The sequence below is a fragment of the Jiulongibacter sediminis genome (genome assembly GCF_001306455.1).
In the GTDB taxonomy this organism is placed as follows: Bacteria; Bacteroidota; Bacteroidia; order Cytophagales; family Spirosomataceae; genus Jiulongibacter; species Jiulongibacter sediminis.
The window spans coordinates 1-14,088 of sequence record NZ_LGTQ01000016.1 but is presented as its reverse complement, the minus strand read 5'-3'; the positions used below and the strand labels follow the sequence as shown (position 1 = coordinate 14,088).

At 41.6% G+C, this 14,088-nt stretch carries 12 protein-coding genes; 7 read left to right on the top strand and 5 right to left on the bottom strand.

Going from position 1 to position 14,088, the window contains the following annotated elements; genetic code table 11:
* Window positions 1-115: 115 nt before the first annotated feature.
* The 4 genes from rpsG to AFM12_RS18850 form a co-directional block, all read right to left on the bottom strand.
* On the bottom strand, window positions 116-583 hold the full coding sequence (gene rpsG / locus AFM12_RS18865; RefSeq protein WP_055151850.1) for a 30S ribosomal protein S7: 468 nt from the start codon (window positions 581-583) through the stop codon (window positions 116-118).
* Window positions 584-709: 126 nt separating this feature from the next.
* Window positions 710-1,093 carry a 30S ribosomal protein S12 gene (gene rpsL, locus AFM12_RS18860; protein ID WP_055151847.1) on the bottom strand — a complete coding sequence of 128 codons (384 nt, stop codon included), beginning with the start codon at window positions 1,091-1,093 and terminating at the stop codon, window positions 710-712.
* Window positions 1,094-1,297: 204 nt separating this feature from the next.
* The gene (locus AFM12_RS18855; RefSeq protein WP_055151844.1) at window positions 1,298-2,839 is read right to left on the bottom strand and encodes a YifB family Mg chelatase-like AAA ATPase; all 1,542 of its coding nucleotides are present in this window, start codon (window positions 2,837-2,839) and stop codon (window positions 1,298-1,300) included.
* A gap of 27 nt (window positions 2,840-2,866) precedes the next feature.
* Window positions 2,867-4,333 carry a M28 family peptidase gene (locus tag AFM12_RS18850; protein ID WP_055151841.1) on the bottom strand — a complete coding sequence of 489 codons (1,467 nt, stop codon included), beginning with the start codon at window positions 4,331-4,333 and terminating at the stop codon, window positions 2,867-2,869.
* 401 nt (window positions 4,334-4,734) lie between these two features.
* Between AFM12_RS18850 and AFM12_RS18845 the strand changes: the two genes are divergently transcribed.
* Window positions 4,735-6,441 (top strand): DUF6089 family protein, encoded by a 1,707-nt coding sequence (locus tag AFM12_RS18845; RefSeq protein WP_055151838.1) that lies wholly within the window; start codon window positions 4,735-4,737, stop codon window positions 6,439-6,441.
* 82 nt (window positions 6,442-6,523) lie between these two features.
* Here the strand turns inward: AFM12_RS18845 and AFM12_RS18840 are convergent, their stop codons facing one another.
* Window positions 6,524-8,935: an alpha-ketoacid dehydrogenase subunit alpha/beta gene (locus AFM12_RS18840; RefSeq protein WP_055151835.1), complete on the bottom strand. Its 2,412-nt coding sequence runs from the start codon at window positions 8,933-8,935 to the stop codon at window positions 6,524-6,526.
* Between the two features lie 216 nt (window positions 8,936-9,151).
* On the opposite strand from AFM12_RS18840, the gene AFM12_RS18835 reads away from it, so the two are divergent.
* From AFM12_RS18835 to trpA, 6 genes are all read left to right on the top strand, one after another.
* Window positions 9,152-9,535, top strand: coding sequence for a DUF1573 domain-containing protein (locus AFM12_RS18835; RefSeq protein ID WP_055151832.1), 384 nt, complete (start codon window positions 9,152-9,154; stop codon window positions 9,533-9,535).
* A 126-nt stretch (window positions 9,536-9,661) separates the two neighbouring features.
* Window positions 9,662-10,456, top strand: a complete 795-nt coding sequence (gene trpC / locus AFM12_RS18830; RefSeq protein ID WP_055151829.1) for an indole-3-glycerol phosphate synthase TrpC — start codon at window positions 9,662-9,664, stop codon at window positions 10,454-10,456.
* Window positions 10,457-11,092, top strand: a complete 636-nt coding sequence (locus AFM12_RS18825) for a phosphoribosylanthranilate isomerase (protein ID WP_055151826.1) — start codon at window positions 10,457-10,459, stop codon at window positions 11,090-11,092.
* Between the two features lie 68 nt (window positions 11,093-11,160).
* On the top strand, window positions 11,161-12,354 hold the full coding sequence (trpB, locus tag AFM12_RS18820) for a tryptophan synthase subunit beta (RefSeq protein ID WP_055151823.1): 1,194 nt from the start codon (window positions 11,161-11,163) through the stop codon (window positions 12,352-12,354).
* Window positions 12,355-12,372: 18 nt separating this feature from the next.
* Window positions 12,373-12,792 carry a Dabb family protein gene (locus AFM12_RS18815; RefSeq protein WP_055151821.1) on the top strand — a complete coding sequence of 140 codons (420 nt, stop codon included), beginning with the start codon at window positions 12,373-12,375 and terminating at the stop codon, window positions 12,790-12,792.
* A 57-nt stretch (window positions 12,793-12,849) separates the two neighbouring features.
* On the top strand, window positions 12,850-13,623 hold the full coding sequence (gene trpA, locus AFM12_RS18810) for a tryptophan synthase subunit alpha (RefSeq protein ID WP_055151818.1): 774 nt from the start codon (window positions 12,850-12,852) through the stop codon (window positions 13,621-13,623).
* The last annotated feature ends 465 nt before the right edge of the window (window positions 13,624-14,088 follow it).

Here is a 14,088-nt window from a genome sequence, read left to right as displayed (position 1 = left end):
TCAGTCATTCAGTCAGCTAATAACATTGACGTCGGATATCCATCACCGAACATTTGACAATAAAAAAACCTTCTCGGGAAACCGAGAAGGTTCTGTTAAGACTTTTAAGTCGATCTTACACTCTGAAGTGAGAGAATGCCTTGTTGGCATCCGCCATTCTATGTGTATCGTCTTTCTTCTTCACTGCGGCACCTTCGCCTTTTGAGGCAGCGATGATTTCACCTGCAAGACGCTCAGTAATGGTCTTCTCACCACGCTTACGAGCGTAGCTGATAAGCCATTTCATACCTAATGACTGACGTCTTTCGGCACGAACTTCGATAGGCACCTGGAAAGTAGCACCACCAACACGACGGCTTTTTACTTCTACAGATGGGCTAACATTGTTAAGAGCTTTTTTCCAGGTCTCAAGACCATTTTCTTCGGTACGCTTCTCTACTAATTCAAGAGCTCCGTAGAAGATGCTGTAAGCAAGGCTTTTCTTTCCTTGAAGCATCAGATTGTTTACGAATTTCGTTACAGTAGTATCTCTGAACTTAGGATCAGGCAGTACGTAACGCTTCGGTGGTTTTCTTTTTCTCATCTTTCTGTTTTTTTAATGAGGTTTCGTTTTTGAAAAACTAATTCACACCACGCTGGCGTGGCATTACTTCCCTGTATATATCTTAAACGGAGGCGAACCTCCTACTAAAATCTATAACAATGGGAATTACTTAGCAGCGACTTTAGGTCTCTTAGCACCATACTTAGAGCGACCTTGCTGACGGTTAGCCACACCTGCTGTATCCAATGCACCACGAACGATGTGATAACGTACACCCGGAAGATCCTTAATTCTACCGCCTCTGATCAATACGATCGAGTGCTCTTGTAGGTTATGACCTTCACCCGGAATGTAAGCGTTCACTTCTTTCTGGTTTGTAAGGCGAACACGAGCTACTTTTCTCAAAGCCGAGTTTGGCTTCTTAGGAGTAGTCGTATAAACACGAGTACAAACCCCACGACGCTGCGGGCAAGAATCCAATGCAGGAGATTTCGACTTACTTTTAAGCTGCTCTCTTCCTTTTCTTACTAATTGCTGTATAGTAGGCATTGTAAATTGTTAAAAATGTTTACTTTATTTATACGTCCCCAAAAAGGGAGTGCAAAGGTAAGCGAAATGTTTTGAAAATAAAACCCTGATTCTGAACAAAATAATTGAGCACAAATAACCCCTTATTTGTCCAGATAAATTAATCGAATCTGGTTAGGTAATAAGAAAGAAACTCAAGAATTCCCTTGAGAATTTTATTCAGCTCTACCCTGCCCAATTCTCCCTATCCAAACTACGGTATTGAATGGCCTCGGCCAGCTGTTCGTTTCTGATCTCTTCAGTGCCAGCTAAATCCGCGATAGTTCGGCTTACTTTTAAGATGCGGTCATAAGCACGGGCAGAGAGCCCCAGGCGTTCCATGGCTTTTTTGAGAAGAGCTTTTCCAGCTTCGTCTATCCGGCAGATTTCTTTGACCATCTCCGGCGGCATCATGGCGTTACTATGAATATTGGAATAGCCTTTAAAACGTTCAATCTGAACTTCACGGGCTGCCACCACTCTTTTTCTAATCTCCTCTGAGCTTTCATTTTTTCGGGTGGATGATATTTGATCAAAACTCACGGGAGTTACCTCTACATGTAAATCTATACGGTCTAAAAGCGGTCCTGAGACTTTGTTGAGGTATTTCTCAACGGCACCCGGTGGGCAGGTGCATTCTTTTTCCGGATGGTTATAATATCCGCAAGGGCATGGATTCATGCTGGCAATTAGCATAAAGCTGGAAGGAAACTCCACCGAAAGCCGTGTCCTGGAAATACTCACCTTTCGCTCCTCAAGCGGCTGTCGCATCACTTCCAGAACCGTTCGTTTAAATTCGGGTAGCTCATCCAAAAAAAGGACGCCGTTATGAGCCAATGAGATTTCGCCGGGCTGAGGGAAACTTCCGCCACCAACCAAGGCGGCGTCGCTAATGGTATGATGCGGATTCCTAAATGGCCTTCTGGAGATGAGAGAAGCCCGCTCACCTAATTTTCCGGCTACCGAGTGAATCTTGGTGGTTTCCAAAGCTTCAGTCAGCGTAAGTGGAGGTAAAATAGATGGTAGTCGCTTGGCCAGCATGGTTTTTCCGGCACCGGGAGGGCCTATCATGATGGCATTATGACCGCCTGCTGCGGCTATCTCTAACGATCGTTTGATATTTTCTTGTCCCTGCACATGTGAGAAATCGGCTTCATAATCATTGATGGTATGATAGAAGATATCTCGGGTATCGGTCACTAAAGGGGCAATGTTAATTTTACCAGTCAGGTAATCAACGGCCTCACTTAAAGATTCTACACCTATGATTTCAACATCATTTACAATTGACGCTTCGCTTGCATTTTCTTTCGGCAGAATAAATCCTTTTTTGCCCTGTTTTCTGGCTTCAATGGCTATTGGCAATACTCCTTTTATGGGTCTTAGACTACCATCCAGAGCCAATTCTCCAAGAATTACATATTCAGAAATATCTTTGGCATAGGTAACACCACAGGCAATGGTTGTCAGGCAGAGGGCAATAGGTAAATCATAAGAAGAGCCCTCTTTTCGGATATCTGCTGGTGCCAGGTTAATGACAGTTTTCTTTCTGTCTTGCGTGTAACCCTCATTTTTAAGAGCCGCATCTATTCGTTGTAAACTTTCTTTAACGGCATTATCAGGTAAGCCAACCACACTGGTTCCGGCTCCTTTGATAAGGCTTATTTCTACGGTAATAAGTGTGGCGTCAACACCATAAACGGCGGCACCAAAAGTTGTTGCGAGCATTTTCTATTAAATCAAATTAGGTGGAACTTACCATCGCCATTTTTTACCCAGAATTAGTTCTTCTTTGAGGTTCTGAGCAATCAGATAATCTCTGGTTTCTTCAGCGTTTTTGTGTTTTGGTAAAGATTTGGCATTGGCCAATGCATACAGCATCATAGATACGTACTTGACATTATTTTCAATTTCAGATTTATTGATCAGGTCGAATGAATCACAGTCGGCATGATAGCAATTTAATACGTCTTCCGTCAATTTCCCTGAAGGCACACAAACAGGAACGCCTGCAAGCATAAAATACTCATGATCGCTGTGCAGGCCTGCATGGTTACTATTGTTGTTCCCATATTCCCCGAACATTTCTGAGATTATGTCACCGGTCTCATCAATCATTGTCTTTAATTCATCATTGCCAAAAGCATTGAATCCGCTACAATTATTTAGCATGTCAAGATTAATCATGAGGCCGATATTTTGCAGTTCTTTATGCTCAATGGCATGATTTACATAGGCCTTAGAGCCCAGAAGACCTTGCTCTTCTCCCATGAAAAAGGCGAACTCTATTGGTCGCTTTGTTTTGAGTTTTAACTCCGAGAATACTCTGGCAATATCGAGAATTGAGAATGCTCCGAGTCCATTATCCACGGCTCCCTGAGCCAAATCCCAGGAGTCAAGATGGGCCCCAATCACAATTTTCTCTGAAGCATTTTTGGCTTTATCGTTATGGATTGCCCTGACATTCCTGGCCTTTACCGGTCTGAAAAAGTTGAGCATATCAATATCCGCAGTGATATTCTTTTCATCATAGATCCAATGACGAATGTTTCTGCCACTATCATATGAAATACAAATGGCAGGAATATCAATCAATTCCCCTGTCACGGAGGCCGTGCCCGTCAACAGGACATCTCCTTTAACTTTATTGATTAAAATAACTGCCACAGCTCCATGCTTTATAGCCAATGCTGTTTTCTCTGACCGGTGAAGGTTTTTCTTGCCTTGGTTTTTACTGGATCTGACATCTACATTGAACATAGCAACTTTGCCATTTAGATCAACGGCAACTTTCTCAAAATCTTCATAAAGTCCGTCTCCACAGTCAACAATTTTTGCCCTTACATGGGCCGCTTTTGGAGAGTGCCCTAGCGAAACAGCATCTACTTCTCTGAAGTTATCACTGTTGTCAGGCACAATAACCAAATCGAGTTTTCCACGGCTCCAAGAATTGACTTCAAAAGGCTGGAAGTCAGTATTTGAGTACCCATAGCTTTTTAAAGTATTCGCGATAAAATCTTCTGCTTTCTTACCATTTTCTGATCCGGTGAGGCGATGACCTATTTGCTGAGTGGCTAGTTTTAGGTTTTCAAAAGCGTTGCTTTTACGATCGACATTTTTGTTGATCGCTTTAAAAGTGGATTCAGTCTTTCCTCCAAAATTCTGAAAAGAGCTTAGAAGAATTAAACTCAGAAAACCGAAAATGGATAGAAATTTGGTCATTCACTGAAATTTTATGTGAGCTTAAAATTAAGACTATTCGGGGAATACCATGAAAACAGGATCATCTTTAACTATTGCTTTCGGAGAAAATGTGTAGAAATGGGGAATTTGATGCCCTTGTTGTTGCTCTTTATTTTGGTTTTGAGATATTTGACTAAGGAATGGCTTTTTACTTTGCAGTTACCTAAAAACCATAGGATGGAGCAGACACGATAAGAAAATTGAAAGAGAAGGGCTTTGAGTTGTTTTCGGAAATGTATCCATTAATTCAGGGGGCTAAAAAATAGGATTTGTTTTGCTATCAATCCCTTAAAAAATGCTTAATTTACTATATAATTGAGTTCTGCGGAACTAACTTTACGAGTTGAAAGAGGAATATCTTTAAAATACATCAATTACACATGAAAAAAGGTTTATTCGCCCTCATCGCAATTTTATCACTGGCGAGCTACAATGTTCAAGCACAACAGGACACCTGTAAGGTATGTAAACCGTTTCCTTGGGAAATAGGAATACCACTAGGTCTGACACAATATTTCGGAGATGTTCACTGTAGTATGCCATATGCAGCCGGTAATCGAATTGTTTCTGGTGTTTTTGCCAGACGCCATCTCAGCGACTATTTCGCTGTTCGTCCGCAAGTTTTGGTTGGTGGGTTAGCCGGAAACGACTTTTCTCAGCCTGACGGCTACTGGGACTACAGAGGTCTTAAATTTAAAACACCTTTAGTAGAGGCGTCCTTACTTGGCGAAATTTACCCTTTTCAGGAAAGAAAGTTTACTTGTGATGGGTTAACGAGAAAAACGCTTGCTCCGTACCTCTTTGGTGGAATCGGGGTTACGTACACCAATCCAACCGTTGAAGTTCAGCCAGGTACTGCATTTCCTCCACTACCTAGAGACTTACAGGCTGATCAGGATAATTTGCAAAAATGGGCAGCGGTAATTCCGTTTGGTTTAGGTGTAAAGTGGAATCTGGCTGAAAGATTTGCATTGGGTCTTGAAGGTGGATACAGATATTCTCTATCTGATTACCTCGATGGTATTAGTATGGCGGCAAATGATCAGAGAAATGATGGTTATTTTCTTGGCTTGCTTACCGGTTCTTATCGTTTTGGCGACAAAGACACTGACAAAGACGGGACGGTTGACAAATGTGATGCCTGTGTAAACACTCCTGGTCTTCGTAAGTTTCAAGGCTGCCCTGACACAGATGGTGATGGAATTCCTGATCAAATGGATGAGTGCCCTACTTTAGCGGGTCCTGCTTCGTTAATGGGTTGTCCTGATTCTGACGGTGACGGTATTGCAGATAAAGATGATGAATGTCCAACGCTATATGGTTTAGCTTCTTTGAATGGCTGCCCGGACAGAGATGGTGACGGTGTGGCTGATAAGGACGATGAGTGTCCTGATTTAGCAGGTGTAGTGGAACTGAACGGCTGCCCTGATACTGATGGAGATGGTATTGCTGATAAAGATGATCAATGTCCGAACTCTCCGGGCCCTGCTTCTACAAACGGCTGTCCTGATAAAGATGGAGATGGTGTTGCAGATACTGATGATGACTGTATAAATGTAGCGGGAGACGCTGACAATGGCTGCCCTGATTCAGATGGTGATGGCGTTCCAGACAACAAAGATCTTTGTCCTGATATCCCAGGTTTGATTTCAAACGATGGCTGTCCTGAAGGTTATGTTAACGGTGAAGCTCCTTTCATGGGTTACAAAACGGAAAGTGGTTGTGAGATATCTGCTGCTGAACTTGACGAATTGAATTATGCTGCACAGCAAGTTGAGTTTTACAGTGGTACCAACAAAATTCGCCCAACATCTTACAAGTCTCTTCAGAGAGTTTGCGATTTGTTATCAAGATGCCCGGATGCTTCAATTCACGTAAACGCCTACAACGATGGAGCAGCTACATCAGCGAATGTGAGATTGGCAAAGCTTAGAGCATGTGCCCTATACACTTATTTCTTACAGAAAAAGTGTTTGACTAAATCTCGCGTTTCTTATGACGGTTTTGGAGATGAAGATACTTCAACTTACTACACTAATGCAGATGGTAAGCGTACCGGAACCAGAATTGAGTTTATTTTGAGATAAGCTGATATAAACATCAAATATTGAAAAGCCTGCCTAGATTATTCTAGGCAGGCTTTTTTTAGTGTACAGCTTCAATTTTAATTTAAAGCTCAGGGAAGTCTGAGGGTTTTGACTCTCTCATTATTGAGTATCCGGCATCAAAAATGTCATCAACATTCGGCTTAGTAAAGTAATCACCGTCTGAGCCATAAGGTGGGCGGTGTTCTTTAGCCGATATGGTAAGTGGTTTGCTATCAAGGTACATATAACCGTTTTGATGCTCTATAATTTGCTGCATCATATATGCCGAAGTACCTCCAGGCATATCTTCATCTGCAAAAATAATACGGTTAGTTTTCTTCAAGGAATCAAGAATAACTCCATGAAGGTCAAAAGGAAGAAGAGTTTGAACGTCTATCACTTCCGCCTGAATACCATATTTTGCCAGTTCTTGTGCTGCTGAGAGTACAATATTGCACATGGAGCCATAGGTTACGATAGTTACATCTTTCCCTTCTTTTAAAATATCTGGTCTGCCGAGAGGTACACAGATATCTCCAAGATTTTCAGGAAGTTTCTCTTTAAGTCTGTAAGAGTTTAGCGGCTCTATCATCAGTGCCGGGTCCTCGCCTTTTAATATGGTGTTGTACAAGCCAGAAGCCTGAACAAAGTTTCTTGGACAAAGAATATGCATTCCACGGAGTGAATTGATCATTACTGCCAATGGTGAGCCCGAGTGCCAGATGCCTTCCAGGCGGTGGCCTCTTGTTCTGACAATAACCGGAGCCTGCTGCTGGCCGAAGGTTCTATATCTTAGACTGGCCAGATCGTCAGTTAATACTGAAAGGCAATAATAGATATAATCAAAGTATTGAACTTCAACAATGGGCTTTAAGCCTCTCATGGCTGCACCAATACCTTGACCGATGATTGTATCTTCCCTTATCCCGGTATCATCGATTCGTAAAGAACCAAATTTAACCTGAAGGCCAGCAAAACCCTGGTTAACGTCACCAATATTACCGACATCTTCGCCAAGAGCAAAAACCCTTTTATCTCTTTCAAAAAGCTGGTCAAAATACTTATTGATGATCTGATAACCACTAAGAACTTCCGGTTCTTTAGAGTAAACGGGTTTAACTTCTTTAACTTTCAGCGGTGAATTATCAAACTCGCTGTAAAGATGACTATGATATTCGATTTGCGTTTGCTTCTCAATTTTTTGAAGAAAAACTCTGACTTTAGGCGAAACCGGGTTTTTATCTTTCGATAAAATTCTCAAAAGTTGTTTTGCGGCACTCGTCGCATCCTTTCTAATGGCCGATTTACCTTTGAGTTCTTTTTTGAGGTTTTTTATGACCGCTTTTTTCTTGCTGAATCCGGCAGCCTCATCCAGTAATTTTACAACCTCGTCAATATCTTTGTTTACAAAGCTTTTATAGGCTTCCCATGCTTCATGTCTGGCAGACTTGGCGGTTTCTTTGGCCTCTTGTTCGATTTCCTCCAGCTGGTTTTCTTCTGCTATTTTTTCTTCAAGAATCCACTCTCTGAACTTTAGGTTGCAGTCCATTTCGTTTTCCCACTCCAGCCTCTCTTTTGACTTATACCGTTCATGAGATCCACTTGCAGAATGTCCCTGAGGTTGCGTTAATTCATAGACGTGAATCAGACACGGAATGTGTTGGTCACGGGATAAACGGGCAGCTTTTTGGTAGGCTTCAATTAGAGCCACATAATCCCATCCTTTGACTTTTATGATTTCAAAACCTTCTTTTTCCTCATCCCTTTGAAAACCTGAAAGAGCTTCAGAAATGCTTCCTTTGGTCGTTTGGTATTCCGTAGGAACAGAGATGCCGTAGCCGTCATCCCATACTGAAAAAATTACCGGAATTTGGAGTACACCTGCGGCGTTGATAGCTTCAAAGAACTTTCCCTGCGAAGTAGAAGCATCTCCAATTGTGCTGAAACAAATTTCATTTCCATTTTTAGAGAAATTGTCACTGCCTTTTAGCTCAGGGTTATTGCGGTAAAGTTTAGACGCAAAACCTAAACCAACGCTTCTCGGAATTTGCCCTGCCGTGGATGAAACATCCATGACATGATTATAAAGTTGAGTTTGGTTTAACCAGTTTCCTTTCTCATCAACCCACGCATTCCCATAGTGGGCGTTCATAGATCTACCACCTGAAAAAATATCATATTTGAGGTCAGCATGAGCATAAAGTTGAGAGAAAAGCTGAGTCCAGGTAAGGCCACCTAAGGCGGCTACCAGCGTTTGATCACGATAATAACCTGATCTGAAGTCTCCCTTTCTGAAGACTTTTGACATGGCTATCTGAGCTACCTCTTTACCATCTCCGAAAATACCAAATTTGGCCCTGCCCATGAAAACGTCTTTTCTGCCAAGCAGACTGACTTCACGACTCTCAACCGCTAGCCGGTAATCAGCAAGAATTTCTTTAGTGTCCACGATAAAACCACTTGATAAAGAGGGCTTTGTTGCGTATTCGCTCATACTTTAGGAATATTATTCGGTCTTAGTCGCAATAAGGGTATTTTCAACTGCAAAGATACCAGTTTATATTGAACCTTTCAATGAAAGCTTTGATCTCATTTACAGGTTTTAGGCGTGTTAAGAACCTGTTAAGAATTTGTACCAGGCTTAGTTTGGTTGTTTATTTGTATTGCTAGTTTGTAATTAATTTGTTCATAAAACTAAATAAGACAAGAAATGAAAAGAGTATTATTCACCTTCGTAGCAGTGTTATTTTTCGCCGTGGCATCCCATGCTCAGGGTGTTTTAAAGTTTGAAACTGAGTCTCATGATTTCGGTACCTTGGCTGAAGGCCCTGTGGCTACTTATTCTTTCAAATTGACTAACACCGGTACTGCACCTGTCGTTATCTCCAGAGCAATGGCCTCTTGCGGATGTACCACTCCAGAGTGGAGCAAAGACCCAATCATGCCGGGTGCTACCAGCGAAATTAAAGTAGGATACAACACTTCAGGCCGTCCTGGTGCTTTCAAGAAAACTATCACAGTAACCAGCAATGCTGAGAATTCAACAGTTATTTTGAGAATCAACGGTACTGTAACTCCTAAGTCTTCTAAATAAGACGAATATAGAAATTCTGAAAAGCCGCTGTGCCAACGCATAGCGGCTTTTTTGTGTTTAGTCAGAAACAGAGTGTTTCTATTTCAAAAAAATGGCACAAATTGCAGCCCCAAATACAGAATTTGAATGACAATCTTAGAAAAGATCAATCAGCATAAGCGAGAAGAAGTATTTACATCGAAGTCGATAACTTCAGTAGATGAACTGAGAAGCAGCAAATATTTTGACCGTAAATGCAATTCTTTGAAGGCCTCACTTATGGCCGAGGGCTCGTCGGGTATTATTGCAGAGTTCAAACGAAAATCTCCGTCAAAAGGGGAGATAAACCCAAATGTGGATGTGGAGGAAGTGACAGCCGGTTATGCCCTTTCCGGAGCTGCAGGTGTAAGTGTTTTGACTGATAAAGCGTTTTTCGGTGGTTCAAAAAATGATTTGATAAAGGCCCGTAGTAAAAACCCGGATATACCTCTTCTTAGAAAGGATTTTATGATTGACCCATATCAGGTTTGTGAAGCCAAAGCCTGGGGGGCAGATGTTGTTTTATTAATTGCCGCCTCTTTAACACCTGAAAAAATAAATGAGTTGGGTGCTAAAGCCCATGAACTAGGCATGGAGGTACTACTTGAAGTTCATAACGAAGAGGAGCTGATTTCTAGTCCGATGGAATATGTCGATATTGTTGGTGTCAATAACAGAAATCTTAAAAACTTTAATGAAAGTAACTTCAAGGCATCACTTGACTTGTCTTCTCTCATTCCTACAGATAAAGTTAAAATCTCTGAAAGTTGCATTAATGACCCTTCTGTAATCAAAGATTTAAGGAAGTCGGGATATCAGGGTTTTCTGATCGGAGAGTCTTTCATGAAAACCAAAGACCCCGCGGCGGCGTTATCAACCTACATTATAGAAAGTAAGGGGTAGATGAAACTACTATGGAAAGTCTGTGGAATGCGTGATGAGCAAAACATCAAAGATGTAGCTGCTCTTCAGCCGGACTTCATGGGTTTTATCTTTTTTAAAAAGTCGAAACGGTTTGTTGGAGATGATTTCGATGCTCAATCTCTCCATTCTATTCTATCGAAAACAAAAAAAGTCGGTGTCTTTGTCAACGAAGACCCCGAAGTTGTCAGGTCAATTGTATCTAAGTATAAACTTGATTTCGTTCAGCTTCATGGCCACGAATCTGCGGAAGAATGTAATTCTCTGAAAGAAAGCGGTATTGGAGTGTTCAAGGCATTCGCTGTTGACGAAGATTTTGATTTTTCAATATTAAACGAGTACCAGGGAAAAGTTGACTACTTCCTCTTTGATACCAAAGCCAAAGGAGGTTTTGGTGGGCATGGGATCACTTTTGACTGGTCACTTCTTGAGCAATATTCGCTCAAGACTCCATTTTTATTGGCGGGTGGTATTGATTTGAGAAATATCCCGGAAGTAAAAGAACTGAATCATAAGATGCTGGCTGGGATTGATGTCAACAGCAAATTTGAAATTGAGCCAGCTTTTAAAAACATTGAAATGCTCCGGGATCTCAAGGGTCAGTTGAAATTGTTTTAGTTTAAATCTCAACGCTTTTGGCTCTGATTCCCTATTTTTACCCTTCGTTTAGAAACACCTATTAATTAATGCTGCAGATTGAGAACTCGGCTTTTGCCGTTGATGAAAGAGGGTATTACGGAAATTTTGGTGGAGCCTGGATTCCTGAGATGCTATATCCTAATGTAGAAGAGCTTCGTCAGAATTATCTGGATATTATCTACACTGAAGATTTTCAGGCAGAATTTAATCAGTTGCTGACTGATTATGTTGGTCGGCCAACACCTCTTTATCTCGCCAATCGACTTTCTGAGGAATATAATACTACCATCTATCTCAAAAGAGAGGACCTCTGCCATACCGGAGCTCATAAGGTTAATAATACCATAGGTCAGATTTTACTGGCCAAGAGATTAGGCAAAAACAAGATCGTCGCTGAGACTGGAGCCGGTCAGCACGGCGTAGCCACTGCTACGGTTTGTGCACTTATGGGAATTGAGTGTATTGTATACATGGGCGAGGTGGATATAGAAAGGCAGGCACCGAATGTGGCAAGAATGAAAATGCTTGGTGCTACTGTAGTTCCGGCCAAAAGCGGTTCGCGAACTTTGAAAGATGCTACTAACGAGGCCATGCGTCATTGGATTAATAATCCTGTTGATACTCATTATATAATAGGTTCTGTTGTAGGGCCACACCCGTACCCGGATATGGTCGCTCGTTTTCAGTCAGTCATTTCAGAAGAAATCAGGAAGCAGCTTTTTGAGAAAACCGGATCTGAGAATCCTGATTATGTCGTTGCTTGCGTAGGTGGAGGATCCAATGCTGCAGGTACCTATTTTCATTATTTAGATGAGCCTTCTGTAAAGATCATTGCTGCTGAGGCTGCCGGGCATGGGGTAAAAACTGATAAATCCGCTGCCACTACCTTTCTGGGGAAGCCGGGAGTTTTACATGGGAGTAAAAGCCTGATGATGCAAACCCTTGACGGGCAGGTCGTGGAGCCTCATTCTATTTCGGCAGGTCTTGATTATCCGGGAATAGGCCCTTTGCACGCTCATCTTTGGGAGTCTGGCCGGGCTACTTTTTATGGAATAACTGATGACGAGGCCATGAAGGCAGGCATGAAACTCTCCAAGTTAGAAGGTATTATTCCAGCCATTGAATCATCTCATGCACTTGCTGCCTTGGATTACCTGAAACCGGGATCTGATGAAACGGTCGTAATCAGCTTATCGGGTAGGGGTGATAAGGATCTGGCAACTTACATGAAGTATTTATAACCCTATAATCTAATAGAAATGAAAAAAATAATGGTTTTGGCTATGGTCGCTTTAATTACGGCCTGTGCCTCAAATGAAGAAAGTACTATGGCAACAGAAGATACAGCGGTGGCCGAAGTAGAAGAGAGCTCCCCGAAATTACGTCATGTCGTGATGTTCAAATTCAAAGATGAAAGCACAGATGAAGATATTCAATCGGTGGTTGATGCCTTTGCTAACCTTCCGAACGAAATACCCGAGATCAAAGGCTTTGAATGGGGAATTAATAATAGTCCTGAAGGCTTAAACGAAGGGCTAACGCATTGTTTTACCTTGACGTTTGATAGTGAGGAGGGGCGTGCCGTGTATTTGCCACACCCGGCTCACAAGGCTTTTGGCGAAATTCTTGGGCCACACCTTGATAAAGTAACAGTGGTTGATTATTGGACACAGGATTAATCTACACAAATAGGAAAAGTACAGAACACGATTTGCTCAACGGAGCGAAGTTAAAAGATGAACAGACTGGAAAAGCTTTTCATTGAAAAGCCCAAAGACATACTTAATATATATTTCACGGCGGGTTTCCCGGGAATAGAGGACACCATGCCTCTGCTGAGGGCTATTGAAAAGGCCGGTGCCGATATCGCCGAGATTGGTATTCCGTTTTCCGATCCTGTTGCAGACGGAGAGACTATTCAAAAAGCCAATACTCAGGCACTGGATAATGGAATGACGGTGGAGTTGCTTTTTTCTCAACTAAAGGAAATGCGGAATGAGATCAAAATTCCTATTATCCTCATGGGAGATGTCAATCCGCTGATACAGTATGGGCTTGAGCCTTTTTGTAAGAAATGCCAGGAGGTAGGTGTCGATGGACTTATTCTTCCTAATCTACCGATGGATGAATACCTATTAGAGTTCAAACCGGTTTTTGAGAAATATGGCCTTTTCAATATTTTCCTGATTACACCTCAAACATCAGAAGATCGTATCCGGAGAATAGATGAAAACTCTGCAGGCTTTATCTATATGGTGTCTTCGGCCAGTACCACGGGTTCTACCTCTGGTATTACAGATGAAATGCGAGACTATTTTGATAGGGTGGATCAAATGAAACTGAAAAATCCGAGGTTAATCGGTTTTGGTATTAAAGATCATTCTACTTTCACCGAGGCCAGTCATTATGCAAATGGAGCAATCATTGGTTCTGCTTTTATAAGGGCTATTAAGGATTCGGAGTTTCCGGCAGAGGCTGGGTCAGAATATATAAAGTCTGTGCTCGGTTAATCATCTTTAGACCTTCTAATGTTAAAAAAGCTTTGAGTGAAATAGCTCAGAGCTTTTTTATTTTCAACAAATCAGAAACTTCCCGGAGGACATTAAATCTGTTCATTAATTGTACTATTCAAAGAATAAGTAGGTGTGACAAAAATATTTCAAAACTGCTTTTATTGATAATAAGGAACTTAGCAGTTTAGTGTCAAAAAACTTTGAAATGGGGCTTGTGCATTACAAAATGATTCTACTATCTTTGCACTCCCAATTCAGAAAAGAGGCGGGGTTTAGTTCAAAGACATGTTGAGATGAAGAAAAAATAAATTAAATTTTTTCGCGATTTGTTTTGTAGTTAAAAATTAATCTTTCATCTTTGCAGCCCGTTTGGAAATAACGACTGAAATAAGCCAACGGTTAAGACATAAAATCAGTCACTTGCTCTGATAAATTTCAGGGATAAAGTTCATAGACTTATTG

Coding starts and splice junctions, on each gene's coding strand:
- rpsG (WP_055151850.1), bottom strand. CDS start 583: ATGAGAAAAAGAAAACCACCGAAGCGTTACGTACTGCCTGATCCTAAG.
- rpsL (WP_055151847.1), bottom strand. CDS start 1,093: ATGCCTACTATACAGCAATTAGTAAGAAAAGGAAGAGAGCAGCTTAAA.
- AFM12_RS18855 (WP_055151844.1), bottom strand. CDS start 2,839: ATGCTCGCAACAACTTTTGGTGCCGCCGTTTATGGTGTTGACGCCACA.
- AFM12_RS18850 (WP_055151841.1), bottom strand. CDS start 4,333: ATGACCAAATTTCTATCCATTTTCGGTTTTCTGAGTTTAATTCTTCTA.
- AFM12_RS18845 (WP_055151838.1), top strand. CDS start 4,735: ATGAAAAAAGGTTTATTCGCCCTCATCGCAATTTTATCACTGGCGAGC.
- AFM12_RS18840 (WP_055151835.1), bottom strand. CDS start 8,935: ATGAGCGAATACGCAACAAAGCCCTCTTTATCAAGTGGTTTTATCGTG.
- AFM12_RS18835 (WP_055151832.1), top strand. CDS start 9,152: ATGAAAAGAGTATTATTCACCTTCGTAGCAGTGTTATTTTTCGCCGTG.
- trpC (WP_055151829.1), top strand. CDS start 9,662: ATGACAATCTTAGAAAAGATCAATCAGCATAAGCGAGAAGAAGTATTT.
- AFM12_RS18825 (WP_055151826.1), top strand. CDS start 10,457: ATGAAACTACTATGGAAAGTCTGTGGAATGCGTGATGAGCAAAACATC.
- trpB (WP_055151823.1), top strand. CDS start 11,161: ATGCTGCAGATTGAGAACTCGGCTTTTGCCGTTGATGAAAGAGGGTAT.
- AFM12_RS18815 (WP_055151821.1), top strand. CDS start 12,373: ATGAAAAAAATAATGGTTTTGGCTATGGTCGCTTTAATTACGGCCTGT.
- trpA (WP_055151818.1), top strand. CDS start 12,850: ATGAACAGACTGGAAAAGCTTTTCATTGAAAAGCCCAAAGACATACTT.